This is a genomic window from Shinella sp. OV683, from assembly GCF_057787725.1.
The window spans coordinates 2,928,864-2,952,242 of the sequence record NZ_CM173543.1 but is presented as its reverse complement, the minus strand read 5'-3'; the positions used below and the strand labels follow the sequence as shown (position 1 = coordinate 2,952,242).

General features: G+C 57.9%; 23 protein-coding genes. 15 read left to right on the top strand and 8 right to left on the bottom strand.

What is annotated here, in order from left to right; genetic code table 11:
* Positions 1–84 precede the first annotated feature (84 nt).
* Positions 85–1,344 (top strand): GGDEF domain-containing protein, encoded by a 1,260-nt coding sequence (locus ACXHRN_RS14120; protein ID WP_488636947.1) that lies wholly within the window; start codon positions 85–87, stop codon positions 1,342–1,344.
* A gap of 14 nt (positions 1,345–1,358) precedes the next feature.
* On the opposite strand, the gene ACXHRN_RS14115 is transcribed toward ACXHRN_RS14120, so the two are convergent.
* From ACXHRN_RS14115 to ACXHRN_RS14095, 5 genes are all read right to left on the bottom strand, one after another.
* Positions 1,359–3,134: a phospholipase D-like domain-containing protein gene (locus ACXHRN_RS14115; RefSeq protein ID WP_488636946.1), complete on the bottom strand. Its 1,776-nt coding sequence runs from the start codon at positions 3,132–3,134 to the stop codon at positions 1,359–1,361.
* A gap of 164 nt (positions 3,135–3,298) precedes the next feature.
* Positions 3,299–4,093 carry a glutamate racemase gene (murI, locus tag ACXHRN_RS14110; protein ID WP_488636945.1) on the bottom strand — a complete coding sequence of 265 codons (795 nt, stop codon included), beginning with the start codon at positions 4,091–4,093 and terminating at the stop codon, positions 3,299–3,301.
* Complete coding sequence (locus ACXHRN_RS14105) at positions 4,077–4,880, bottom strand: RNA methyltransferase (RefSeq protein ID WP_488636944.1); 804 nt, start codon at positions 4,878–4,880, stop codon at positions 4,077–4,079. Before ACXHRN_RS14105 ends, murI begins: the two co-directional genes overlap by 17 nt.
* Positions 4,881–4,973: 93 nt before the next feature.
* The gene (locus ACXHRN_RS14100) at positions 4,974–5,513 is read right to left on the bottom strand and encodes a hypothetical protein (RefSeq protein WP_488636943.1); all 540 of its coding nucleotides are present in this window, start codon (positions 5,511–5,513) and stop codon (positions 4,974–4,976) included.
* Positions 5,510–6,115: a hypothetical protein gene (locus ACXHRN_RS14095; protein ID WP_488636942.1), complete on the bottom strand. Its 606-nt coding sequence runs from the start codon at positions 6,113–6,115 to the stop codon at positions 5,510–5,512. The genes ACXHRN_RS14100 and ACXHRN_RS14095 overlap by 4 nt, the downstream gene beginning before the upstream one ends.
* Before the next feature lie 189 nt (positions 6,116–6,304).
* Here ACXHRN_RS14095 and ACXHRN_RS14090 point away from each other — a divergent pair, with 189 nt between their 5' ends.
* Positions 6,305–7,519, top strand: a complete 1,215-nt coding sequence (locus ACXHRN_RS14090) for an NADP-dependent isocitrate dehydrogenase (RefSeq protein ID WP_488636941.1) — start codon at positions 6,305–6,307, stop codon at positions 7,517–7,519.
* A 170-nt stretch (positions 7,520–7,689) separates the two neighbouring features.
* Positions 7,690–10,239: a patatin-like phospholipase family protein gene (locus ACXHRN_RS14085; protein WP_488636940.1), complete on the top strand. Its 2,550-nt coding sequence runs from the start codon at positions 7,690–7,692 to the stop codon at positions 10,237–10,239.
* A 135-nt stretch (positions 10,240–10,374) separates the two neighbouring features.
* Here ACXHRN_RS14085 and ACXHRN_RS14080 read toward each other — a convergent pair whose 3' ends face one another.
* Positions 10,375–11,916, bottom strand: a complete 1,542-nt coding sequence (locus ACXHRN_RS14080) for a calcium-binding protein (RefSeq protein WP_488636939.1) — start codon at positions 11,914–11,916, stop codon at positions 10,375–10,377.
* A 330-nt stretch (positions 11,917–12,246) separates the two neighbouring features.
* Between ACXHRN_RS14080 and ACXHRN_RS14075 the strand changes: the two genes are divergently transcribed.
* Positions 12,247–13,755 carry a helicase HerA domain-containing protein gene (locus tag ACXHRN_RS14075; protein ID WP_488636938.1) on the top strand — a complete coding sequence of 503 codons (1,509 nt, stop codon included), beginning with the start codon at positions 12,247–12,249 and terminating at the stop codon, positions 13,753–13,755.
* A 1-nt stretch (position 13,756) separates the two neighbouring features.
* Here ACXHRN_RS14075 and ACXHRN_RS14070 read toward each other — a convergent pair whose 3' ends face one another.
* Positions 13,757–14,119, bottom strand: coding sequence for an MmcQ/YjbR family DNA-binding protein (locus tag ACXHRN_RS14070; protein WP_488636937.1), 363 nt, complete (start codon positions 14,117–14,119; stop codon positions 13,757–13,759).
* Positions 14,120–14,409: 290 nt separating this feature from the next.
* On the opposite strand from ACXHRN_RS14070, the gene ACXHRN_RS14065 reads away from it, so the two are divergent.
* On the top strand, positions 14,410–15,018 hold the full coding sequence (locus tag ACXHRN_RS14065; RefSeq protein ID WP_488636936.1) for a PadR family transcriptional regulator: 609 nt from the start codon (positions 14,410–14,412) through the stop codon (positions 15,016–15,018).
* A 68-nt stretch (positions 15,019–15,086) separates the two neighbouring features.
* Here the strand turns inward: ACXHRN_RS14065 and ACXHRN_RS14060 are convergent, their stop codons facing one another.
* Positions 15,087–16,064 carry a TerC family protein gene (locus ACXHRN_RS14060; RefSeq protein WP_488636935.1) on the bottom strand — a complete coding sequence of 326 codons (978 nt, stop codon included), beginning with the start codon at positions 16,062–16,064 and terminating at the stop codon, positions 15,087–15,089.
* Positions 16,065–16,464: 400 nt separating this feature from the next.
* On the opposite strand from ACXHRN_RS14060, the gene rpsD reads away from it, so the two are divergent.
* The 10 genes from rpsD to ACXHRN_RS14010 all read left to right on the top strand — a co-directional run bounded on the left by rpsD (position 16,465) and on the right by ACXHRN_RS14010 (position 23,378).
* Positions 16,465–17,082, top strand: coding sequence for a 30S ribosomal protein S4 (gene rpsD, locus ACXHRN_RS14055; RefSeq protein ID WP_488636934.1), 618 nt, complete (start codon positions 16,465–16,467; stop codon positions 17,080–17,082).
* A gap of 146 nt (positions 17,083–17,228) precedes the next feature.
* Positions 17,229–17,612: a type II toxin-antitoxin system RelE/ParE family toxin gene (locus ACXHRN_RS14050; RefSeq protein ID WP_488636933.1), complete on the top strand. Its 384-nt coding sequence runs from the start codon at positions 17,229–17,231 to the stop codon at positions 17,610–17,612.
* Entirely contained in the window at positions 17,596–17,913 is a 318-nt protein-coding gene (locus tag ACXHRN_RS14045; protein WP_488636932.1) for a helix-turn-helix domain-containing protein, read from the top strand. The genes ACXHRN_RS14050 and ACXHRN_RS14045 overlap by 17 nt, the downstream gene beginning before the upstream one ends.
* A 58-nt stretch (positions 17,914–17,971) precedes the next feature.
* Positions 17,972–18,556 (top strand): cytochrome b, encoded by a 585-nt coding sequence (locus ACXHRN_RS14040; RefSeq protein WP_488636931.1) that lies wholly within the window; start codon positions 17,972–17,974, stop codon positions 18,554–18,556.
* A 12-nt stretch (positions 18,557–18,568) separates the two neighbouring features.
* Positions 18,569–19,132: a YceI family protein gene (locus tag ACXHRN_RS14035; RefSeq protein ID WP_488636930.1), complete on the top strand. Its 564-nt coding sequence runs from the start codon at positions 18,569–18,571 to the stop codon at positions 19,130–19,132.
* Positions 19,133–19,163: 31 nt separating this feature from the next.
* A complete protein-coding gene (locus tag ACXHRN_RS14030; protein ID WP_488636929.1) occupies positions 19,164–19,607 on the top strand; it encodes a hypothetical protein in 444 nt (147 codons plus the stop codon).
* 173 nt (positions 19,608–19,780) lie between these two features.
* A complete protein-coding gene (ttcA, locus tag ACXHRN_RS14025) occupies positions 19,781–20,581 on the top strand; it encodes a tRNA 2-thiocytidine(32) synthetase TtcA (protein WP_488641906.1) in 801 nt (266 codons plus the stop codon).
* Between the two features lie 80 nt (positions 20,582–20,661).
* Positions 20,662–21,570, top strand: coding sequence for a hypothetical protein (locus ACXHRN_RS14020; RefSeq protein ID WP_488636928.1), 909 nt, complete (start codon positions 20,662–20,664; stop codon positions 21,568–21,570).
* 94 nt (positions 21,571–21,664) lie between these two features.
* Positions 21,665–22,495: an inositol monophosphatase family protein gene (locus ACXHRN_RS14015; RefSeq protein WP_488636927.1), complete on the top strand. Its 831-nt coding sequence runs from the start codon at positions 21,665–21,667 to the stop codon at positions 22,493–22,495.
* Positions 22,496–22,556: 61 nt separating this feature from the next.
* Complete coding sequence (locus tag ACXHRN_RS14010) at positions 22,557–23,378, top strand: inositol monophosphatase family protein (protein WP_488636926.1); 822 nt, start codon at positions 22,557–22,559, stop codon at positions 23,376–23,378.
* Position 23,379 lies beyond the last annotated feature (1 nt).

The window sequence follows — 23,379 nt, the reverse complement described above, 5'->3', positions numbered from 1 at the left end:
CGCAAATTGCGCCATCATTTGATGCAGCTTTCGGGTTTATTAAAACTTTCGCGTTAGGAAATATCTCGATCAGGAGATGGTTCCTTGCCGCAATTTTTCGATATTTCAACCCTCATGCTCTGCACAGGATTGGTGACGCTGGTTGTGGCGCTGGTTCTCTCCTTCGTCTGGGCATTTGAGCGGAACGAAAAGGCGGTCGGCTGGTGGTGCGCGGCGACCTGGACATTCACCGTCGGTCTCGTCCTGTTGTCCCTTAGGACATCCACGCCGATGTGGTTCGGTATCGCGCTTGGAAACGCCACGGTTATCACCGCCTATGCGCTGGTCGGAGCCGGCTTTTCTGTCTTCGCCCACAAACCGGTCAGGTGGGGCCTGCTTGTCGTCGGTCCGGCGGTTTGGTTGCTGTCGCTGGCTCTTTTCCAACAGGTTCGCGACGATATAAATCTGCGCATCATCATCATCTCGGTGATCGTGATTTTCTATACGTTACTGGCCGCCTTCGCGGCGCTTGCGAACTGGAAAGAGGAGCGGCTACCATCGGCATTGCTGGCCTTTATCTTCTATGCTTGCCATGTGGCCGTCTTTTCGTTGCGAATTCCGCTTGCCTATGCCTACCCGCTCGATGCCGATACTTTCCTCAATCATTTCAATTGGTTCTCGGCATTGTCGCTTGAAGGCTTCATCCAAGCCACGTTCTCATGCTTCGTCTTCATGATCCTGGTGCGGGAGCGGGCGGAGCATCGCTATCGCCTCGCTGCCGAAATCGACAGCCTGACCTCGGTGGCAAGCCGCCGGTTTTTCGTCTCCGAGACCAAAACGAGGCTTGCGCGCAAGCCGAAAACCGGTGTCATGGCGGTGCTGGATCTCGACTATTTCAAGAAGATCAACGACACCTATGGCCACATGGCCGGCGACCGGGTGTTGCAGTGCTTTGCCGGCCATGTCGCCAGCCAGCTGAAGCCCGGCATCATCTTCGGGCGCCTTGGCGGCGAGGAATTCGGCCTGTTCATGGCCGGACATACGGACGAACAGGCTTCAGCGTTCATCGAGAAAATCCGCAGCGGCACCGAGGCGCTGGACATCCATGTCAATGGCAACATCCTGAAGGTCACGGCCAGCATCGGAATGGCCAGCATCGATGAGGCCGGGCTCGATTTCGACCATCTGATGGCCGGCGCCGACAATGCTCTTTATGTCAGCAAGAACGAGGGGCGCAACCGCGCCAGCATGTTCCACCCGACGATGCGCATCCAGAAGATCCTCGAGGCGGGCAAGGAAAGCCGCGTCAGCCTGTCGAAGAATCGCGTCAGTCGTATCTCGGTGCGTAGCCGGACGATGCGCTGAACTCAGCCCTTTGGCTACGGATTTCCTCTACCCGAAAATATCTCGCGATCTTTGAAGGCCTGGGTATCAGCCTTGTAGTATCTCTCGAACCACGCCTCCTTGCCACTGATCGCCTGTGGCTTTCGCAAGCTTATGGCCGGTGGTTCGACCGCCGTCCTGAGGCGCCTATCCATTGTGCCAAAGGCATCGCGCATTCGGTTGCGGAACTGGAGATGGTCAAACACACGGATGGCTTCGATGGCATAGGCAGTGGCGATCTTCCGGTCCTCGATCGTGATTAGATTGTCGCCATTTCCCTCTTCTCCTGAGGGCGAGAAGTTGCTCGACCCCGAAAAGACCTTGGCCGTCGGAAGGCTGAAATCGGTCACGAGGAATTTGTGGTGAATGTTGCGTCCCTGGCCGCCAGACCACTCGAGGTTGAAGGGTGGCGGTGCTTTTGTCGCAAGGTAGGCGAAATCCACGACGCCGATCGTGCCGTCTGATTTCCGCAGTTGCAGCTTACCTCGCTTATCGACAGTACCACAACTGAAGATGGGCCTGCTTATCAGCCGATTGAAGGCTTCAATTGTGGGGCCCTTTTTCATCTGGCTGAGAAATGCGACTGAGTAGAGCGCTGACGATGTTGCCTGGTCCATCGCGGCCCTGATCGGGTTCAGCGACAGCCCGCTATCTGTGTGCGGAGAAAAGCATAGCTGGATCGTGGGTTTGCCCTCGGTGTGTATGGCGTGCCATTTCTTGGCAAATTCCGTCCTCTTGAACGCTGAGGGATCCTTGAGCGCAATGTCGAACATGGTGCCGTATACGTTGGCAACGGTCGCGGAATGAAACACAAGGAGGTTGTTGGCTTGGATGTACAGTCCGCGGAATGTGAAGTTCGTTGAGCCGCACAGCACTTTCTCTGGCTGACCGTTCCGGCGCGTTATGAAGACCTTGTTATGCTGCAAATTTTGAAAATGTGTTCGTTTCACCTCTGCTCCGGCCTGAACGAAGCGCGCTGCGCTGCGCGACTCGGCGCTGGTCGGGATGTTGTGCCCATTGGGGTTGCCAGCCTCGTCCTTCGAGGATGAATCGTCAACTATTGCTCTCAGGCGTCGACCAAATTGCTCAAGCAAAGCCACGACATCGGGTTCGTTCAGATCGTAGGCCATGACATCCAACGATACGGCCGGGTCGTCGAGCGCGGTCTTCAGGAAATCAAAGAGCAGGCTCTGGGCCTCGAAGCCCAGCCACTCATAAACAGTTTCATTCCGGTCGTTGCGAATGTCGAGTTTGGCGAAATCCAGGCCATCGATCGCTTCCTGCGGAATGATATCCGGATTATTGCCAAACTGCTCGCGATAGGCTTGGGACGATGCGAAATTGCGCGTGAAACCGATATCGACAAGGCCGTCATAGGTCACTCCACGGGATTCAATATCCAGCGTGAGGGTGGTACCTGACTTGAGAACTCCGTCTGCAGGCATATGCTGCTTTGTAACCCGGTAGGCGTACGAGCCGTCCTTCGGCTGCCATGGAAAATGCACCCAACGAAACTTCTGGAAAGGGGCCTTGCGACTATCGAAGTTCCTGCTGCCGTCGACCTCGTTTGCGGCGCCCGCTGGGTAGGAAAACGCAATGCGGTTCATGAGAGGTCGAAATTCCGCCTCACCCGGCGCCTTTGTCTCAATCGAGAAGCCGACAAGATCGGGCTCCGGATCCTGAACGTCGAAGCCCACCATTGTCATGCGCTCTCCGCGCCATAATTTGCAGGTAAAGCCTTCGCGATCGTCGCGATTCTCAAAATCACTCATGACGTCCCCGTTTGCCAAATTAGTTGAATTGACGGCGTCAGGCTACGCGAGATTGAGGTTGGCGCCCTAGCGCGGAATGCTACTACAAGGCGAGGGGAGAGTCGAGTTGCTTAACTGGATGGTTTCGCCTAAAAAGAGTGCTTGACAGGAAAGCTGAGCGAGACTCAAACGTTCAGGCCAAATCCCTGCATCAGCCGTCGGGTGGAGAAATCCGGTTTGCCCGAGGTCAGCACAGCCCGGTCGAGATGCGGCTCAAGATCGGTCAGCGCCGGCACCAGCCTCCGCGCCTGACGCGCAATCGCCTCCGCCGGGTCGATCCAGTCGACCGGCCAGGGCGCAAGCCGTCGGAAGACATTGGCGACGAAGGGATAATGCGTGCAGGCGAGCACGACGATATCGGTCTTCTTGCCGTCCTTCTCATAGAAACACTGCGAGATTTCGCCAAGCACGTCTTCGTCGGCGATGCTTTCTCCGCGGATATAGGCTTCCGCCATGCGCGCAAGATTTTCCGACCCCACCAGCCGCACATGGCATTGGCTGGCGAAGGACTGGATGAGATCGCGGGTATAGGCGCGCTTGACAGTGCCGGGGGTCGCGAGCACGGAGACGAGACCGGTGCGGGTGCGTTCGGCGGCAGGCTTGATGGCGGGTACCGTGCCAACGAATCTGTGGCCGGGGAACGCCGCGCGCAGATCTGCACCGGCGAGTGTGAACGCCGTGTTGCAGGCAATCACCGAGATCTCGGGCTGGTATTCCGTCAGCAACCCGTCAAATAGCTTCAGTATCCGCGTCTTGAGCTCGGGTTCTGCCCAGTTTCCATAGGGAAAGCCGGCATCGTCGGCGACGTAGATGAAACTGCGCTCCGGCATCAGCACGCGCAACTCGCGCAGCACTGTCAGACCCCCGATGCCCGAATCGAACACCAGGACCGGCTTTGGCTCATCATTCATCATTGTCATCCGGGCTGCCGGCTCCGCGCGGTCGCTTGCGGGAGAACCGGTCGAGGGAGGAGATCACGCCGCGCATCACTTTGATTTCGGGTGCGGTGAAGGCCCGGCGGGATAGGACCGCCCGCAAGTTGTCGATCATCTTTGGCTTTTTGGCGGCAGGCCGGAAGAAGCCGCGCGCGTCGAGCGCTTCCTCGATATGATCGAACAGGCCGAACAACTGATCCTTGGTGGCGGGCTCCTGGTCGAGCGCGGTAAACGGCGTGTGGTCGTCGGCCTCGATGCTGGTCTTCATCCATTCGTAGGACATCAGCAGTACGGCCTGGGCGATGTTGAGCGATGCAAAGGCGGGATTGACCGGGAAAGTGACGATCTCGTCGGCAAGTGCCACTTCCTCGTTCGACAGGCCGGATTTCTCGCGCCCATAGAGCACGCCGACCTTCTCGCCGACGTCGTAGCGCGCCTTCAGCGTTTGGGCAGCAACGACCGGCGAGCGCACCGGCTTGAAGCCGTAGCGTTCCCGCGCGGTAGTCGCATAGACGAAATTGAGGTCGGCGATCGCTTCTTCCAGCGTCGCATAGACCTTGGCGCCGTCGATCACATGGTCTGCCTTGCTGGCGGCCGAGCGCGCCTTCTCGCTCGGCCAGCCATCGCGCGGATTGACGAGGCGCAACTCGGAAAGGCCGAAATTTGCCATAGCGCGCGCGACCATGCCGATGTTCTCGCCGAGCTGCGGCTCGACGAGCACGACCACCGGGCCGCCGGTGATCAGTTCAAGTTCGCTATTGGTGCCGGACATTGCCTATCTCGGAAAACAAAAATCTTTCGCCGCCGATAGCAGATGCCATTCGCGCTGTAAAATCATTGCTCTGCGGCGGCCGCTTGAATCAGATTATTGAGCCGTTGATCCATTCTCTTCGCCTCGCTTGACGGTCTCCTGCAATTCACCCTTGAGCGAATCCCATTTGCCCTCGGAGAGCCGATGCACATCATCGATGACCGGCTTGCCATCCTCGGTGACGACGTCGAAGCGCAATTCGCTGACCTTCGCCTTTTCCTCCGCGGTTTCGGCACAATCCCAGAGGCGGAAGGAGACGTTGACCGTGGTGATGCCAGACGTTTCTTCTCCCGGCGCAATCTTCAGGTCCTTGAGCGGGCAGCCGTCCTGACTTGATGTGATGACGTCATAATCGAACGGCGAGGTGCCTTCGTCGTAGGCAGGGTATTTCTCCGCCGCATGATAGGCGGCAATGAATGCCTTGCTGTAGTCCCTGTCGAGATAAGACTGGTCGAAGTAGTCGCCGCCCGGACCATTCTCGATCCAGCGTCCAACCGCGATGTCCATGACCGACTTGACCGGATCCGTGGGCGAGGCTGCCTGAGCACACAAGGGCAAGAGCATGGCAGCAACGGCGAAAAGGATCTTCTTCATTTTTGTGTGGGCTCCACGTCCTGGTTCTGATCCGTCTCCGGATTGTCTGTCTGGTTCTGGTCAGTCGGCTGGTCATTGCCGCCGTTCTTGGCAATGTCCTGCATTTCCTTCATCAGGGAATCCGGCTTGCCATCGTCATCGATCCGATGAAAGTCTGCGATCAGCGGCTTGCCATCTTCGGTCACGACGTCGAAATGGACTTCCGAGATCTTGTCCTTGTACGAGGGATCATCGGTATAACAAGTGTAGAGTTTGAACGTCACCTTGATGTCGATGCCCCCGGCTTTCTCGCCCATATTGGTGATAGCGATATCCTTGAGCGGACAGCCCTCCTGGCTGTTGGCGACGACATCGTAGCCGAATGGCCCACCGGCCTCTTCATAGAGCGGGTACTTCGCAGCCTCGCGATAAGCTGCGACAAAAGCCTTGGTGTAAAGCGTCTTGAGACGAGCCTCGTCGAAATAGTCCTGTCCGTCAGCGCCTTTGTCGCTCCAGAGCGCAGTCGCCACATCCATGATCGACCGGACGGGATCCTCGGGTCCCACGGCGAGAGCAGGCGATGCCACCAGCAGAAATGCGGCGACGGCCAGTTTCTTGATCATGACAACGATCCTTTGCGTGATTCCCTCGTGCGAGGAGCCACCGAAACAGAGATCGAAAATTGCGTCAATTCGGCGTCACGGCGGCAATGATTATTTGCCTTGTCGTCTCGCGATGTTATAGGCAGAACCCGACGCCAATATGCGTGCCGCGCCATCATCCCACCGCGGCAAGAACAAGAGGTAGATTTCATGACAAAGATCAAGGTTGCAAACCCGGTTGCCGATCTCGACGGCGACGAGATGACCCGCATCATCTGGCAGGCGATCAAAGACAAGCTTATCCATCCCTATCTTGATCTCGATATCGATTATTACGACCTTTCCGTCGAGAATCGCGACGCCACATCAGACCAGGTGACGGTCGACGCGGCCAATGCCATCAAGAAATACGGCGTCGGCATCAAGTGCGCGACGATCACCCCGGACGAAGCACGCGTCAAGGAATTCAACCTCAAGGAAATGTGGAAGAGCCCCAACGGCACCATCCGCAACATCCTCGGCGGCGTGATTTTCCGCGAGCCGATCATCTGCAAGAACGTACCGCGCCTGGTACCCGGCTGGACCAAGCCGATCGTTGTCGGTCGTCATGCCTTCGGCGACCAGTACAAGGCGACCGACTTCAAGTTCCCCGGCAAGGGCAAGCTGACGATGAAGTTCGAAGGCGAAGACGGCACGGTCATCGAGAAGGAAGTTTACAAGTCGCCGGGCGCCGGCGTCGCCATGGGCATGTACAATCTCGACGAGTCGATCCGCGAATTCGCCCGCGCCTCGCTGATGTACGGCCAGATGCGCAAGTGGCCGGTCTACCTGTCGACCAAGAACACCATTCTCAAGGTCTATGACGGCCGCTTCAAGGACATCTTCCAGGAAGTCTTCGAAAGCGAATTCAAGCCAAAATTCGACGAACTCGGCATCGTCTACGAACACCGCCTGATCGACGACATGGTCGCTTCCGCGTTGAAGTGGTCCGGCGGCTATATCTGGGCCTGCAAGAACTATGACGGCGACGTTCAGTCGGACACGGTCGCGCAGGGCTTCGGTTCGCTCGGCCTGATGACCTCGGTTCTGCTGACGCCGGATGGCAAGACGGTGGAAGCCGAAGCCGCCCACGGCACGGTGACGCGTCACTATCGCCAGCACCAGAAGGGTCAGGAAACCTCGACCAACTCGATCGCCTCGATCTTCGCCTGGACCCGCGGTCTCGCTCACCGCGCCAAGCTCGACGACAATGCCGCATTGGCAAAGTTCTGCGACACGCTGGAGCAGGTCTGCGTCGCAACCGTCGAGTCCGGCTACATGACCAAGGACCTGGCTCTGTTGATCGGTCCCGACCAGCCATGGCTCTCCACCACCGGCTTCCTCGACAAGATCGACGAGAACCTGCAGAAGGCTATGGCTGCCTGATCCGGCCCAGTTGCGGCACGAAATAATGAAACCCGGTCTCGCGAGAGGCCGGGTTTTGTCGTCTTTCATCTGATCAATATCTGCACGCTTCTTGCAACAATATTGCTGGTGCATAAAATGCAATCTGCTATTTTAAGGAGTGTCGGGGCCCTGACGACTTGGGGGATGGCATGTCGAAAGCCGGTTCTACGCTACAGCGGGCAGTAAAGGACGATTTCGAGACCAATGTTCTTGAGCCGGAGGCGGAGGCTATTCGCCAGCGGCGGCGAAAACACGGCTTGCCCGACAATGCCGAGGATATTCTCGGCGTCTCATTGTCCGGCGGCGGCATACGCTCCGCGTCATTCGGTCTCGGCGTGCTCCAAGCGCTCGATGCCTATGGGCTGGCCAACCGGATCGACTATCTCTCGACGGTGTCCGGTGGCGGCTATATCGGAGGAAGCCTTGTCAAGGCGATGTCGGAAAGCAAGGGCGAATTTCCCTTCGCCACAGAGCTTCCCAACAAGTACAGCGACAGCCTCGACGTCATGCATCTGAGAAACTACAGCAAGTTTCTCATTCCCAATGGTTTGATCGACTTTTACCTTTCGCTCGGCGTGGTCCTCAGGGGACTTGCCACGAACGTGATTACGGTATTCGCGTTCCTGTTTTTCTTCGCTGCTGTGACCTTGGCAACCAACCCCACACGCGAGCATCTCTCTCATAGCTTCATCTATGATCTGTTGCTTAAGCTGCCCTATACCGGCGACGGCGTGGTGATGGGGGCGCTGCTCGCCTGGAGCTACAGCCGCTTTGCGGTGACCAATCTGTTGCTGGTGGCAGGTGCGCTGTTGCTGATCGTCTGGGCGATCCGCAAGTCGCGACCGAAGGACGTTGTTCTGCCCAAGGATATCGACAGTGGCATGGCCTTTCTCGTCAAGCGCTTTCTCGTTCTGTTTTCGATTGTCTTTGCATTGGAACTGAACACCTGGGTGGTGGACTGGCTGATTAGCGTCTACGAGAAAACGACATTGGACTTCGCCTCTGCGTCCAAATATTATGCCCTGCTGGCCGGCTATGCTGCCACGGCTGCGGCGTTTCGCGAGAAATTGTTGGGCCTGATTTCCAATGGCCTCGGTGTGAACACCAAGAGCGGCGCCCTCAAGGCTTTCATAGCGGCGGCTATGCTGTTCGTCGCCGGTCTCATTCTGCCTATCCTGATTTACCTCTTCTATGTGCTGGTGGTCTATCGTGGCATGGGATTGCCGGTTGCGTCTGCCCCGGCAACGATGTCTGACGTTGGCTGGTTTGTCTTCCACGTCCAGCCCGGGCTAGTTTCCGCAATTGTTCTTGCATTCCTGGCGGTCATGACGGTGCTGTATGTGTCTGCGCTTTTGGCCCAGCAAGCCAAAGGCGAAGACAAGTTGTCCGGTGTCTTCCCGCTGCTGCTGTTCCTGTTGTCACTGCTCAACTTCACCGATGGCTCATTTGTCGCCTGCTTTTCCGATGTCTCCCGTCTGTATCTCGAACTGGCCATCATCCTCATGGCGCTGATGCTGAACTTTTCGGCGAACTCCAATTCCCTGCATGGCCTCTACCGGGATCGATTGCGCAAGGCATTCCTGACCCGGCCGAACATGGCGCAAAGGCGTACCTTCTTCAGCGATCTCGACTGCGAGCATGCGCCTTACTTGCTGATGAACTGCTCGCTGAACGCGCGGGTGATCTCGAAGCGATATCAGGAGAGCGAAGAATTCAAGGAGATCCAGAACCGGGCGATATTCACCGATCCTGCCAGGCGCGGCCGCAACGCGGAATTCTTCTTCTTCTCACCCAAGACGTTCGGAAGCACCGCAACGGGATTTCTCCGCTCCGAAAAATTGCGCGACAAGGAATACAACATCGACATGGCTTCGGCGATGGCGATATCGGGCGCCGCAGCCTCGTCCAGCATGGGCAAGAGCAGCTTCGGCATCCTCACCGCCACGCTCGCACTTCTCAATATCAGGCTCGGCTATTGGCTGAAGAATCCTCTCTGGGACGATGAGGCGACAGTCAGCGCCGGCAACGTGAAAGTCGCCTTCCTCGACCGTATCGGATTTTATCTCTTCACCGAGATATTCGGCCAGTTGCGCACGGATTCGCCCAAGATCTACCTGACCGACGGTGCCCACAGCGAAAATCTCGGGCTCTATCAGCTGGTCAAGCGTCGCTGCCCTTACATCATTGTCGTCGATGCTGAAGCCGACCCTCAATACACGTTTGCCGCTCTGGCCGATCTTCAGCGCTATGCCCGCATCGATCTGGGCGTGCGGATGGATGTCGACTGGAAGCACATTCGCAGTCTCGCTCTGGGAGCCGACAAGGACGGCGCGCAAGGTCCGTCATCGAATGTCGATCCCAAATTCGGGCACTTTGCGGTCGGCAAGGTCTTCTACCCGGAAGAAGCGGGCAAACCGGCCTTCGAAGGCACGCTGCTCTATCTCAAAACGGCGGTGACCGGCGACGAGCCCGATTACGTGCTCGACTATAAGCGACGCTATCCGGCGTTCCCGCAGGAAACCACGGCCGACCAGTTCTTTTCGGAAGACCAGATGGAAGCCTATCGTGCGCTGGGCTTTCATACGGTCCAGATGGCCTTCTGTGAAAGGGAGGTGGGGGTCGAAGGAATGATTCCAGGGCAGCTGGCGATATGGGACATGAAAACAAAGCTCGGAATTCCTGGCAAGGAGCTTGGCTAGCCCGGCGATGGCCTTATCCACGTCTATTGTGGCTTCGCATAGTGGCCGGGCTGCCAATTTTCCAATTGTTTCAGACATGAAGGGCTCTGCGCGTGGCGGCGCTTGGTCAATCGGCTATCAAAGGCGGATTAGCGATTAGAACAGGAAATCGCTGGCATCCAGTGCACCGATCGCCGTGTGTTTGAGCGTGAGGCTGTCGGAGCCGGAATGGATGACCAGGTCGTCGCCGGATACGGTGATGTAATGCTGCTTCAGGTCGGCAAAGTCCCCGATGGCGCTCCATGATTTGAAGTCGAAGTGATCCTTGCCGTTTTCGAAGTCGGTGACGATGTCTTTTCCGTAGCCGGATTTGAAGACGAACGTATCGGAACCCGCGCCACCGGTAAGGATATCGGCACCCTTGCCACCGGACAGGAGGTCATTGCCCGCCATGCCTTTCAGCACATTGCTGCCGCTGTTGCCTGCCAGGGAATTGGCAAGACTGTTGCCGTGGCCGCTGATGGCTTTGCTGCCATCCAGGGTCAGGCTTTCGATGTTGGCGCCCAACGTGAATGTACCGCTTTTGCCGGAGAAATGAACGGTATCCGTGCCGCCGACTGCCTTGTCGGCGGTGGTCTCAGTGGCCTTGTCGGTCGAGCGGTCGGCGTAATAGGTATCATTGCCATCGCCGCCGTTCATCGTGTCGATGCCTGCCCCGCCGTTGAGTTTGTCGTTGCCTGCACCACCAGACAGCGCGTTGTTGCCGGCATTGCCGCTGATGGTATTGTTGAGTGCATTGCCGGTGCCGTTGATGTTCTTGGTGCCGAACAGAACCAGTTTTTCCAGTTCCTGGCCACCAAACAGCGCCGATGAGAAATCGACACTCACCGAGGACTTGACGGTATCGATGCCGCCGTCAACCTCCTCCTGCACCGCCACGGCGGTATCCAGAACGAAGGTGTCGTTGCCATCGCCACCTACGATTGGAGAACTGATCACGCCGCCGCGATTGTCGAACCGGTCATTGCCTGCGCCCAGCTTGATCATGCCGTACATGGTTCCGTGGTTGACCACCGTCTGGTCGCCGTCACGCCCATCAAACGCCCATCCGCCCGAACCGCCGTCAATCAGGCCCTCATTGGTGATGAGTGCCTTTTGACCGGCTTTGTCCAGAATATCGACGGCACCGTTGATGACGCCGGTGCCGGTGTTGGTGATCACAAGATCATCTGCGGACGCATAAACGATACCATTCACCGTGCCTGCATTGGTCATTTCGGCATGGGCGACACCGTTCAGAAAAACCGCAATGCCGTTCGGCGCGCCGCTGACAGTGCCGTTGTTGGCAATATTGGCATTGCCGCCGAAGGAATAGATCCCGATGTTGGACGATTCAACAATGCCGTCGTTGATGATGGTCGCGTCCACGCCGGCGCTGTAGAGGGCGAATGCGCCGCCGACTTTGCCGCCTGTTTCCACATGGATTGTTGTCTGTGACCCGTAGGAATCGATGCCGTCATAGGCAAGAGCCGGGCTAGTAATCGTTCCCTTGATGTCAATTGTGTTGTGGCTGTAAAGCGCGGTTTCAGAAATGCCGATGCTGTTGCCGGAAATGCTATTTGCGGCGCCAAGGACATAAGTGGTCGATGAACTGCCGATGGTATAGGCAGAATTTCCGATATTGACTGTATTGGCCATGAGACGATCTTTCCGACATGCGGTGAGCGGGTTTGCTTGACTGTGTCTCTAGGTCTTCGTTGTTTCAGTTGGTTTTCACGGATCTGGTATTTTTGTATCAATTGTTTCAGGTGGCCCGCCGGCGTGCCGGCCGGGACATGATGCATTTGTTCACGGGATGTCACGTTCTGATGGATCGGAGCAGCAAATCGCCTGCGTCGAGTTGGCGCTTGGCTGCGTCATTGACGAGATCAAACTGGCCGAGAACATTCTGTGGGTTGATCCATTTCCTTGCCCGCTTGGCCCGAATCCTTGTTAAAGGATGGGTTGGCGGACTTTCTGAGGATTGGGATGACGGCAGCGATAGATATGGGGCTCGGCACGGGCGGCGGACGCTCGACGCTCGATCTCGAGGAATTGCTTGCGACGCGCCTGCTCGTGCAGGGCAATTCCGGTTCGGGCAAATCCCACCTTCTGCGCCGCCTGCTTGAGCAGTCCGCAGGCTGGGTACAGCAGGTCATCATCGATCCCGAAGGCGACTTCGTTACACTGGCTGACCGCTATGGCCATGTGGCCATCGAGGGCGAGCGCAGCGAAGCCGAACTGCTCGGCATTGCCGCACGCGTCCGCCAGCATCGGGTCTCCTGCGTATTGTCGCTCGAAGGTCTCGATGCAGAGGAGCAGATGCGCGCCGCCGCGATCTTTCTCAACGGTCTTTTCGATGCCGATCGCGATTTCTGGTATCCGGTTCTGGTCGTGGTCGACGAGGCGCAATTGTTTGCGCCGGCCGCCAGCGGCGAGGTCAATGACGAAGTCCGCAGGCTGTCGCTCGGCGCCATGACCAACCTTATGTGCCGTGGTCGTAAGCGCGGCCTGGCCGGCGTCATCGCCACGCAACGTCTGGCCAAGCTCGCCAAGAATGTCGCGGCCGAAGCCTCCAACTTCCTGATGGGCCGCACCTTCCTCGATATCGATATGGCACGCGCTGCCGACCTGCTTGGCCTCGACCGTCGTCAGGCCGAAATGTTCCGCGACCTGCCGCGCGGCTCCTTCGTGTCGCTGGGGCCGGCTCTGTCGCGCAAGCCACTCAAGGTCGAGATCGGCGGCGTCGAAACGTCGGCGCGCTCCTCAAGTCCGAAGCTGATGCCGCTGCCGGAAGCCAACGCCGATGCCGCGGACCTGATCCTGACGCCTGACCCCGCTGAATTCTCCCGGCCCATTCCGCGCTATGTACAGCCCACGCCCCGCCCCTCGACCGACATCCTTGCCGAACTGTCCAAGCCCCGCGAGATCGATCCGGAGCCGCGCGAGAGCCGCCCGAAGCGTGCCGAGATGACACCCGAAGAGCGTGAAGAGCTGGTGTCGTCGGCACTCGGCGATGTGCTCGACCGCGACGATTCGGCCTTCCGTACTGATTCCGAACTCTATCAGGACTTCCTGGTTCGCTGCCGCATCCGCCGGCTTGTCGGCGGCGTGGTGGCGTTGCCGGAATTCCGCCATCGGCTGGCGGTGATCCGCTCCGGCGCTGATGACGAGATGCAGGCATCGGAACCCTGGGCGAAGGCGCTATTGCTGGCACAGGGCGTGACCGATGACCTGAAAGCACTGTTCCTGATGCTGGCGAATGCCGCTATCTCCAGCCAGCCATGCCCCTCCGACGCCGCTATCGCACGTGCCTATGGAACGCATTCCGTGCGCCGCGCCCGACGCCTGCTCGCCTACTTCGAGGAGCAAGGGTTGGTCGTCATTCACCAGGACAGGGCAGGGCACCGCATCGCTGCGTTTCCTGATCTTGGTGCCGAGACCGCGCCGGGCAATCCCGATGCCGGTGAGGCCGAGAGCCGTCCGGCCGCTGAGTGAATCAGCCGGCGATAATGCCGAGTTCGCGTCGCAGCTTCTTGGTCAGCGATCCCGCCACCGTTTTGTAGGAGCGCAGGATGTATGTCTTGAGGTCGTCTTCCGGCAGGTCCGCTTCGGACGAGACCGACACCCATTGCCGCTTGGCAAAATAGGGTGCCTGCCGGATGCCGTCCATGGCGGTCAGGATTTCGAACGTTTCTTCCGAACATTTGAAGACGATCTGGTCGCTGCCCCGCCAGGAATTGCGCAACGCAAACACCTTGCCACCAACCTTCGCGACGCGCGATTCCCATTGGTCGACGAATGTCACGCCAACAAGCGCACCGGTAAAGGCATCGAAGCCTGGCTGTTCGAACAATTGCATGAGTCCTCCCACGATGCTTGGCGGACTTTAAACGATTGCCGCGGTGCTGCAACCGGTGTTGCCGGCAGCCGATCTGGCCCTGTGGTTTTAATGTCGACCACCGCAGCGCCATGATTCCTGCCTCCCAGATAACCATCATCTTCAGCCTATGACCCGCCCGGACTCTCTGCCATGCGGCGTCAGGTTTTGCCATCCCAGAATTAGATATAAAAAAGATATATCGAAATCTTGAAATGCGTCATCTAAAAAGATATATCTAAAACATGACGAAACAACAAAGGAATGAAACAATGTTTGGACGCTTCAAAGATCACTGCGAACATAGAGGACATGATCGCTTCGAATTTGCCCGCCGTTCCGGCTTCGGATCGCACTTTTTCCACGGTGCGGAAGAGGGCGGACCGGGCCGCGGTCATGGCCACGGTGGGCCTTTCAGTCGCGGCCGGTTCTTCGAGCACGGCATGCTGCGCCTGATCATATTGGCCCTGGTGGCCGAGCAGCCGCGCCACGGCTACGAGATCATGAAGGAATTGGAGGAACGCACCGGTGGGCTTTATACGCCCAGCGCCGGTGTCATCTATCCGACGCTGACGATGCTTGAGGAGGCCGATGAAATCGAAGTGCAGGCCTCGGAGGGCACCAAGAAGCTCTACAAGGCGACCGATGCCGGCCAGGCGGCGATCGCGCAGAACCGTCAAGCCATCGATGCCGTCTTCGCCCGCTTCGAGGCAATGGGCGCTGCCGCCGTGCCGGAGCGCGATCCGCGGATCATGCGCGCCGTTGAGAACTTCAGGATGGCCCTGAAGCTCAAGACGCGGGGCGGTTCGCTCTCCAAGGAGCAGATCGAGGCGCTGGCGGTTCTGCTGGATGAGACGGCCCGCAAGATCGAGAATATCTGAATATTCTCACTAATGCCAAAAGTGCCGGGCTCGCATGCCCGGCACTTTGCGTTCCTCGGTGGCGGCAGTCAGGTCCTCTCGACCTTTTCATCTCGCGTCGCCCACAGCGAGCCGATGATGCCCGAGGCGAGAAGCACGACCGTTACGCCCAGCGACAGCACGGGCGGGATCTTGGCGATGCCGAGCATGTCGGCCACGAAGATCTTGGAGCCGACGAAGATCAACACGGCAGCCAGCGCATACTTGAGATAGACGAAGCGATGGATGAGGGCGGCAAGCGCGAAGTAGAGTGCACGCAGGCCGAGGATGGCGAAGATGTTCGATGTGTAGACGATGAACGGATCGGTGGTGATCGCAAAGATTGCCGGGATCGAATCGACTGCAAACACCAAGTCTGCGAGTTCCACCATGATTAGCGCGAGTAGCAGAGGCGTCGCGAATGTCTTGAGCTTGCCGGTGGCATCCGGCTGGCGGACGACAAAGCTGTCGCCGTGCAGGCTTTCCGTCACCGGCAAGCGCCGGCGCAGGAATTTCAGCACCGCGTTGTCCTCGATGCTGCCGCCATGCTCGGATTGAAAGAGCATGCGGATGCCGGTGATCACCAGGAAGCCCGCGAAGAGATAGAGCACCCAGTGGAAATTCTCGACGATGGCAGCGCCACCGGCAATCATGATGCCGCGCAGCACGATCACGCCTAGGATACCGTAAAGCAGCACCCTGTGCTGATACTCACGTGGAATTGCGAAGAAAGAGAATATTGTCGCGATGATGAAAATGTTGTCCATCGCCAGCGATTTTTCGACCACGAAACCGGTCAAGTACTCCATTGCCGGCTGTTGACCGGATTGGAACCAGATCCAGCCGCCGAAGGCCACGCCTATGGTGATATAGAAAGCGGAGAGTTTGAGGCTTTCGCCGATTCCGATCTCGCGGCTGCCTTTGTGGAGCACGCCGAGATCAAGCGCCAGAAGGCCGAGCACCAATGCAAGGAATACGCCCCACATCCATGCGGGCGTTCCAAGAAAGTCGAGATAGAGGAATTCCATGAGTCAACCTGTACCGGGCGAGGTTGGCTGTGCTATTCCGACATCACGTGACTGCCCGAAGTCACGCCAGAGGGTCCCGGAACGTTGTTGCAGGCCGGATAATGGGTGTGGCTTGAATTCTTTTCAAGGGATAGATCTACGCTTTGCAAACAATCCGGCGCCTGCCGTTGACATTTTAACAATTGGCCCGTAGAAGCCCCCTCAACTCCGGGCCATTCAAGTCCGGTGTTTGTTTTCTGTTGGCATTCTGCCTCGGAAAATAGAGCATGTCCCGTGGCTTCTCCATTCGCTAGATGTGAGAAACCTGTCAGAGACAGCCGCAAGGCGGTCTCAGAGGAGGGCGTGTTTCCTTATAACAAGGCGAACGGCCTCGGCCGCGCCACAAAAGAAAGGAAATGCGATGAGCAAGCGCGCATCGTCTAAGTACAAAATCGACCGCCGCATGGGCGAAAACATCTGGGGCCGCCCGAAGTCGCCGGTTAACCGCCGCGAATACGGCCCGGGCCAGCACGGCCAGCGCCGCAAGGGCAAGCTTTCGGACTTCGGCGTGCAGCTGCGCGCCAAGCAGAAGCTCAAGGGCTATTACGGCGATATCTCCGAGAAGCAGTTCCGCGCCACCTACGACGAAGCAGCACGCCGCAAGGGCGACACCCCGGAAAACCTCATCGGTCTTCTGGAATCGCGCCTGGACGCCATCGTCTATCGCGCCAAGTTCGTTCCGACGATCTTCGCTGCTCGCCAGTTCGTCAACCACGGCCACGTCAAGGTCAACGGCGTTCGCGTCAACATCGGTTCTTACCGTTGCAAGGCCGGCGACGTCATCGAAGTCAAGGAAAAGTCCAAGCAGCTGGTTACGGTTCTCGAAGCCGTTTCGCTCGCTGAACGCGACGTTCCTGACTATGTCGAAGCCGATCACTCCAAGATGAAGGCCACCTTCATCCGCGTGCCGACCCTCGCCGACGTGCCTTACGCCGTCGTCATGGAACCGCATCTGGTCATCGAATTCTATTCGCGTTGATCTGATCAACACACCTTCGAGATTGAAGAAGCCGCTGGAAACAGCGGCTTTTTTGTTGTTTGCAGCCTAAAAGTGCATGAGTGCATCCGACTTGAATAGTAACGCTGAGTGTTATATATGTGCGTAGCAACTAACACGGAGATGGCGTGCGGATCTTCAAGAATGCCTGGTTTGAAAAGTTCGCCCGCAAGGAGAATATCTTCGATTCTGCGCTTTGCGAGGCGGTGTCGAGAGCTGAGAGCGGGCTCATCGACGCGGATCTTGGTGGTGGCCTGATCAAGCAGCGTATTGCACGTTCCGGCGCTGGGAAATCAGGCGGCTACCGGACATTGGTGTTGTTTAGAGCGGGCAGCCGGGCGGTATTTGCATTCGGGTTTGCCAAGAGTGACAGGGCGAACTTGGACAAGGGCGAAGAGGCGGTATTTCGAAAGGCAGCAAAGTTGGTTCTTGGTTTCTCCGATGAACAAATGGAATCCGAGGCGCGGACTGGGCGCTTGATCGAGGTGATTTGCGATGGCGAAGACGTATAAAAGCGAAGCGATGGCCGCAATCCATGAGATGATGGAGGGCTTTGAGAAGAGTGGGGCGATCGACAAGCAGACGATGCGCGAGTTCGATGATGCCTGTCTCACGGAGGTCGAGTTGCTCGCGCCGGATGAGATCAGGGCGATCCGCGAACATGAGAACCTTTCCCAGCCGGTGTTCGCCCGTTACCTCAATGTCAGCAAGGGCCTGGTGTCCGATTGGGAGCGTGGCGTGAAGAAGCCTGGTGGGCCTGCGTTGCGCTTGCTGACAGTCGTTCGGAAAAAGGGCATCCAGGCGATTGCTTGAACGATTGCGACGTCAAAGTCCCGAAGGGCGAGGCAGCCACACTCGGCAAAGGAAACTCATGATCCGCAATACCGATAGATACTGGGGGCTGGTCTCCGTCCTGTTTCACTGGCTGATGGCAGCCTTGTTCCTCGGCCAGTTCTGGCTCGGCTGGTATATGCAGGGCCTTAAGGACATGCTGCTGCAATACAATCTCTATCAGTGGCACAAGTCCTTCGGCTTCACGATTCTCGGGCTGGCGGTGCTGCGCGTCCTCTGGGCGCTGACGTCCAGACGGCCCAAACCGCCGAAGTCGATGCCAGAGGTCGAGAAGCGGCTGTCACAGGGCGCCCATTTCATCCTCTACCTGCTGCTGTTCATCGTGCCGCTGACCGGCTGGGCGGTTGTCTCGACCTCGCCTCTGCCGATTGCCACCTGGTTCTTCGGCCTGTTCGTTATTCCTTCGCTGCCGCTCGGCATTTCGAGGCATTCGGAACAGATATGGACGAGCTTTCACGGCTTTCTCGCCTATGTCGCGATTTTTCTTGCCGCCGTCCATATTCTTGCCGCTCTGCGCCACCACTTTCACCACAAGGACGATGTGCTCGTGAAGATGCTGCGTCCGGGCTATGCCGGCAAGGATGAAGAGTCCGACCCACAATGAGGAGAAATGGCTATGATGCGCATGCTCTTTGCCGCCACATTACTGATCGCGCCGGTCAGCGCATCGGCTGATGCATTCTCTGATGCCGCCGGTCGCTACAAGGTCCAACCCTCATCGGTCATCCATTTTTCCGTCGCGCAGATGGGTGGGCAAGCGATCGAGGGCACGTTCAAGCGTTTCAAGGGAACGTTCCAGCTCGACGGCAAGGATGTGGCTCGCTCGAAAGTCGACATTTCGATCGATGCGGGCAGCGTCAGCGCCGCCGATCCACGCATCGAGGAATTCATCAAGTCGGAGCCGGTTTTCGATGCAGCCAAGTATCCGACGGTCAGCTTCCGCTCCAGTGGTGCGAAACGCAACGGCGCGAAATCCGCCACCGTGGAGGGGCAGCTGAGCGCCAAGGGCCACACGCGGCCGACACGCTTTGCGGTCACGCTCAATGAGCAATCCGGCAACACACTGAAATTCCATGTGACTGGAAAGCTTTCCCGCGCCCTTTTTGGCATGGATGTAGGCACACCGGTCTATTCCAACATGGTGGTGCTCGACATGACGCTGGTGGGTCGCAAGCAATAGTCGGCTGATCTATTCAACATTAAGGTGTCAAATGAGATTCATTGCCTCTGCTCTTCTCGGCCTGCTCATCGCCTTTCCGTCCTATGCCGCCGAAGTCGAGCCACCGCTGGCCAGCAGTCGCGGCCCGGTCCTATGCATCTGGAGTATCACCGTCACTCAGATCGCCGTCGCCGAAAAATGCTTCAAGGGGCAGCCCGCCGAATATGTGGATGCACTGAAATGGTCGGTCGGCCAGATGGATGATTTCATCAAGCGCAATTCGGTTACGGTGCAGAAGGATCTGGATGACCGCCGGACCAAGCTCACCGGCGAGGTGGTCAAGAAGATAAAGCTCGATGCCAAGGGCGCTTGCGTACCCGGCCAGCCGCTGCTGGTGTTCTATCCCAAGCAGATCCCGCCACGCTCAGCCATAGCGGAAGCGACCAACAGACTCCTGGAGTTCAATCGCCGGCCTGAGATGAACCCCTGTATTTAGCTGAGCCGACGAATGTGAAAGTTCCTTGAAAAGCCCGGCTGTTGCTTGACGTGTGGTCTCAATTCGCTATTGCCTGTCTCGACCGTTTTCAGCAAGGGCGATGGCCGATGCTCACCATAAATCCCGATGCACCACGCGACGAGGACGATACCGGCTTCGCCGGCGACGCCACCATGGCGGCGCTCTACCGTCACGCGCCGCAATCGTCGAATTTCAACAAGCTTCGCAAGCGCTTGATGCGCTCTATGCGTCAGGCGATCGATGATTTCGGCATGCTCAATGGACAGAAGCGCTGGCTCGTCTGCCTGTCCGGCGGCAAGGATTCCTATGGCCTGCTGGCGCTGTTGCTCGAATTGAAATGGCGAGGCCTGCTGCCGGTCGAACTGGTCGCCTGCAATCTCGACCAGGGCCAGCCGAACTTCCCCAGGCACATCCTGCCGGACTATCTGACGGCACTCGGCGTCACTCACCGCATCGAATACCGCGATACCTATTCGATCGTGAAGGAGAAGGTGCCGGAAGGCGCGACCTACTGTTCGCTCTGCTCGCGGCTACGGCGCGGCAATCTCTACCGCATCGCCCGCGAGGAGGGCTGCGATGCCGTGGTGCTGGGCCATCATCGCGAGGATATCCTCGAGACCTTCTTCATGAATTTCTTCCACGGCGGCCGGATGGCGGCCATGCCGCCAAAACTCTTGAACGATGAAGGCGACCTGATGCTGCTGCGACCGCTTGCCTTGATCGCCGAGGACGATCTGGCGCGGTTTGCGACCGCCATGCAGTTTCCGATCATCCCCTGCGATCTCTGCGGCTCGCAGGACGGCTTGCAGCGCAATGCCATGAAGCAGATGCTCAACGATATCGAAACCCGCATGCCCGGCCGCAAGGACACGATGCTGCGGGCGCTTGGGCATATCAATCCGTCCCATCTCATGGATCCGAAACTGTTCGACTTCGCAGGCCTTGGTTTATAGCTTCGCGCCCTAGCTCTTTCCCTGCCAGCGAGGTAAATGAGCTGTCCGCCCTACAGGAACATCGTTGAAGAGGCCAATTGATGACAGAGAGTGGGCTACCACTGAAAATGATCCGGGAGCGTGCGTGGAACGGTCCTTGGGATTCGCTTCCCGATGTTGTCGAGAATTATCCCTCCATGCTGACGCTGGAGGAGAAACGTATGCTCCGGTGGTTGACCGCCCACTACTATTCAGGCGAGGGAGTAATATGCGACCTGGGCGCATTCGTTGGTGGATCCACGGCTTCCCTGGCTGATGGCTTGGTGGCTTCGGGCCACAAAGGCAACCTTCTCCATTCTTACGACTTTTTTCGTTCCACGAGTCACGTTTGGGAGGAATTCGTGGGCCAGACGGGTAGGCCCTGGCCTGAAAACAGCGATGTGATGAACGAAGTCCTCGATATGCTGCGGGATTACGCGCATCTCATAACGTTCTATCAGGGCGACTTCATGAAAAGCCCGGCGCCCGAAGATCCGATCGAAATCTGCTTTGTTGATATCTCGAAAACGGCTGAAATCAATGACCACATCATCAGTCAATATTTCACGAAATTGATACCTGGAAAGTCAATTGTCGTTCAACAGGATTATTTTCACTTTTCTCCGCTCTGGGACATTGTGACGATGGAAATTTTGAAGGACTATTTCACTCCAATTGGATATACGGAGGAGTTTTCCGCACTCTTCCTTTGTACCCGGAAATTGGACGCGGATGCCATTGAGCGGGCTCACAGCCGGCATTTCACCAATGATCAGTTCGCTTCCAATATCAAAGCCGCGTCGCGCAATTGGCCTTATGCAAAGCAGAAGGCCGATCTTTATCGCGCGCTCCAGGCGACCAACCTTGGCAAAGTCACTGATAAGGCGTGGCAGATTGCTAAGAAAATGAAGGATACTGGCCTGCCTGACGTCGATCCTGCCGCTATGTACTCTGCTTTCGCCGAAAAATAGGTTCTGCCCATATCATGATTCCAGATCAAGAAAGCTTGCGCCATCCGCAGCATGTACTCGACCCCAACCCGCGCGATTTCGTCGGGTTCATGGCATGAGCTTGCTTGCCGATGGTGATATCGAGCTCTTGCGCGACATTCTGCGCGAGGCGGGCGAGACGGAGATCATGCCGCGTTTCCGCGCGCTGGCGAGCGGCGATGTCACGGAGAAGAAATCGTCGATTGACCTCGTCACCGATGCCGACCTGCTGGCTGAAAAGCGCATCACGGCGCGACTGCGGGATCGTTTCCCCGAAGCGCTCATCGTCGGCGAGGAAGCATCGGAAACCAATCCTGGCCTGATCTCGGCACTTGCCGGTGCCGATCTTGCCTTCACCATCGACCCCGTCGATGGCACATTCAATTTCGCCTCGGGGCTGCCGGTTTTCGGCACCATTCTGTCTGTTGTTTCCAAGGGCGAGGTGATCGCCGGCCTCATTCACGATCCGGTTCTCGGCGATACGCTTGTGGCGTCGAAAGGCGCCGGAGCCCACGTGCTTTCCAAGGATGGGGATGAAGCGGTGGCTCGGGTGATCGCCCCGCGCTCGATCGATTCCATGGTCGGAACGATCTCGATCAATGATATCGACCGCGCCAAGCGGCAACGGATCGCCGGCAACCTCGGCAAGATCAAAATGGCTTTCGGCTTCAACTGCTCGGCCTACGAATATTGGATGGTGGCCACCGGCAAGGTCGATTTCATCGGTCATTTCAAGCTGATGCCGTGGGACCATTTGGCCGGTGTGCTAATCCATCAGGAGGCCGGCGGCTATTCCGCCAAGCACGATGGCACACCCTATCGGCCCGGCGAGACCACGGGCGGCATTCTTTCTGCGCCCAATGAAGATCTCTGGCACGAGATTCTACGCGAGATCGTCCACGCGTGACTCCACGCCTGACTCGATGTCTGAACATATCTCCGAAAGCCTCTGAAAGGATTCAAGGATCATGCTGAAACTGGATATCGAAGCGCTCGGCAATCTTCTGCGCGATGCCGCCAAGGCCGAGATCCTGCCGCGCTTTCGCAGGTTGGGCGAAGGCGATATCCGCATCAAGACCGAGGCCTCTGATCTGGTCACCGAGGGCGATGAGGCGGCGGAACGCTACATCAAGGCGCGGCTGGAAAGCGTATTGCCCGGCGCGCTGTTCGTCGGCGAGGAATCGGTCGCCCATGAGCCTGATCTTCTGCCGAAACTCGCCGGCGCCGATCTGGCTGTAGTCATCGACCCGATCGATGGAACCTTCAACTTCGCCTCCGGCATACCGCTGTTTGCTGTCATGGCGGCTGTCGTTTCGAAGGGCGAGACGGTCGCCGGTCTGATCTATGACCCGATGGGCGATGACTGGGTGCTGGCCGAAAAAGGGGCAGGCGCCTGGCAGGTGACGCCCGAAGGACGCCGAACCAAGCTCAAGGTGATTTCACCTGCACCGCTCGGCGAAATGTACGGCATGGCCTCGACCGGCTTCCTGCCCGGCGGCAAGCGCAAGACGGTGCTGGAAAACATGGCCAAGCTCAGGTTCCTGATGAACTATCGCTGCGCCGGCCACGAATACCGCACTTTTGCCGCGGGCCACGTACACTACCTGATGTACAACAAGTTGATGCCTTGGGATCACCTGGCCGGTACGCTGATCTCGCAGGAGGCCGGCGCTTATGCCGCCCGCTTCGATGGCTCGTCATATCTGCCGCACCATGTCGACGGCGGCCTGGTGCTGACATCAGACAAGGAGACCTGGGATGTTCTTCGGCGCGAGGTTTTCACCTTCTAGC

Coding starts and splice junctions, on each gene's coding strand:
- ACXHRN_RS14115 (WP_488636946.1), bottom strand. CDS start 3,134: ATGAGTGATTTTGAGAATCGCGACGATCGCGAAGGCTTTACCTGCAAA.
- murI (WP_488636945.1), bottom strand. CDS start 4,093: ATGACAATGATGAATGATGAGCCAAAGCCGGTCCTGGTGTTCGATTCG.
- ACXHRN_RS14105 (WP_488636944.1), bottom strand. CDS start 4,880: ATGTCCGGCACCAATAGCGAACTTGAACTGATCACCGGCGGCCCGGTG.
- ACXHRN_RS14100 (WP_488636943.1), bottom strand. CDS start 5,513: ATGAAGAAGATCCTTTTCGCCGTTGCTGCCATGCTCTTGCCCTTGTGT.
- ACXHRN_RS14095 (WP_488636942.1), bottom strand. CDS start 6,115: ATGATCAAGAAACTGGCCGTCGCCGCATTTCTGCTGGTGGCATCGCCT.
- ACXHRN_RS14090 (WP_488636941.1), top strand. CDS start 6,305: ATGACAAAGATCAAGGTTGCAAACCCGGTTGCCGATCTCGACGGCGAC.
- ACXHRN_RS14085 (WP_488636940.1), top strand. CDS start 7,690: ATGTCGAAAGCCGGTTCTACGCTACAGCGGGCAGTAAAGGACGATTTC.
- ACXHRN_RS14080 (WP_488636939.1), bottom strand. CDS start 11,916: ATGGCCAATACAGTCAATATCGGAAATTCTGCCTATACCATCGGCAGT.
- ACXHRN_RS14075 (WP_488636938.1), top strand. CDS start 12,247: ATGACGGCAGCGATAGATATGGGGCTCGGCACGGGCGGCGGACGCTCG.
- ACXHRN_RS14070 (WP_488636937.1), bottom strand. CDS start 14,119: ATGCAATTGTTCGAACAGCCAGGCTTCGATGCCTTTACCGGTGCGCTT.
- ACXHRN_RS14065 (WP_488636936.1), top strand. CDS start 14,410: ATGTTTGGACGCTTCAAAGATCACTGCGAACATAGAGGACATGATCGC.
- ACXHRN_RS14060 (WP_488636935.1), bottom strand. CDS start 16,064: ATGGAATTCCTCTATCTCGACTTTCTTGGAACGCCCGCATGGATGTGG.
- rpsD (WP_488636934.1), top strand. CDS start 16,465: ATGAGCAAGCGCGCATCGTCTAAGTACAAAATCGACCGCCGCATGGGC.
- ACXHRN_RS14045 (WP_488636932.1), top strand. CDS start 17,596: ATGGCGAAGACGTATAAAAGCGAAGCGATGGCCGCAATCCATGAGATG.
- ACXHRN_RS14040 (WP_488636931.1), top strand. CDS start 17,972: ATGATCCGCAATACCGATAGATACTGGGGGCTGGTCTCCGTCCTGTTT.
- ACXHRN_RS14035 (WP_488636930.1), top strand. CDS start 18,569: ATGATGCGCATGCTCTTTGCCGCCACATTACTGATCGCGCCGGTCAGC.
- ACXHRN_RS14030 (WP_488636929.1), top strand. CDS start 19,164: ATGAGATTCATTGCCTCTGCTCTTCTCGGCCTGCTCATCGCCTTTCCG.
- ttcA (WP_488641906.1), top strand. CDS start 19,781: ATGGCGGCGCTCTACCGTCACGCGCCGCAATCGTCGAATTTCAACAAG.
- ACXHRN_RS14020 (WP_488636928.1), top strand. CDS start 20,662: ATGACAGAGAGTGGGCTACCACTGAAAATGATCCGGGAGCGTGCGTGG.
- ACXHRN_RS14015 (WP_488636927.1), top strand. CDS start 21,665: ATGAGCTTGCTTGCCGATGGTGATATCGAGCTCTTGCGCGACATTCTG.
- ACXHRN_RS14010 (WP_488636926.1), top strand. CDS start 22,557: ATGCTGAAACTGGATATCGAAGCGCTCGGCAATCTTCTGCGCGATGCC.